The organism is Bradyrhizobium sp. WYCCWR15520 (assembly GCF_056174665.1).
This window is the reverse complement of sequence record NZ_JBWBWM010000174.1, coordinates 1-628: the sequence shown is the minus strand read 5'-3', so window position 1 is coordinate 628 and position 628 is coordinate 1. Positions and strand designations below refer to the sequence as shown.

Sequence of the window (628 nt, the reverse complement as noted above, 5' to 3'; positions counted from 1 at the left end):
GAGCGCATTCCCGTCAGCAAGATCGATGTTTCCAATGCAATCCTGTCATATGCAGCCGATACAGGTGCCGACCTCATTGTCATGGGCGGGTACGGGCATTCCCGGCTGCGGGAATTTATTCTTGGCGGAACGACACGTGGTATGCTTGCCTCGATGACCAAACCGACATTGATGTCGCACTGATCGGATGCCGGTGTGAGACAAACCACGGTCTGGTCTTGCGCCCGCGGATCGCGGCGGGCACACTCAACGCGCGCCGATCGCTTAGCGCCATTGCCTAAATGAGCCAGCGTTTTCGCCGCTTGTAGTGCTTCCCATCGCGGAATGATTTTCGCTTCTCCCCGGCGACGCCAAGATAGAATTCCTTGACGTCCTCATTCGCAGCGAGCGCCCGCGCCTCGCCGTCCATCACCACGCGGCCATTTTCGAGGATATATCCGTAGCTGGCGTATTTGAGCGCCATGTTGGTATTCTGCTCGGCGAGAAGAAACGAGACACCTTCCTTGACGTTCAGATCCTTCACGATCTCGAAGATCTCTTCAACGATCTGCGGCGCGAGGCCCATCGAAGGCTCGTCGAGCAGGATCATCTTCGGGCGCGACATCAGCGCACGGCCGATCACGCACAT

The 628-nt window shown here is 57.6% G+C and carries 2 protein-coding genes; one reads left to right on the top strand and one right to left on the bottom strand.

The window, feature by feature from the left end:
- Positions 1-183: universal stress protein (locus AC0QUY_RS42730; RefSeq protein WP_475391757.1), on the top strand; the 183-nt coding region annotated here is incomplete at its 5' end.
- A 94-nt stretch (positions 184-277) separates the two neighbouring features.
- Here the strand turns inward: AC0QUY_RS42730 and AC0QUY_RS42725 are convergent.
- The coding region (locus AC0QUY_RS42725) for an ATP-binding cassette domain-containing protein (protein WP_475391755.1) at positions 278-628 on the bottom strand (351 nt) is incomplete at its 5' end.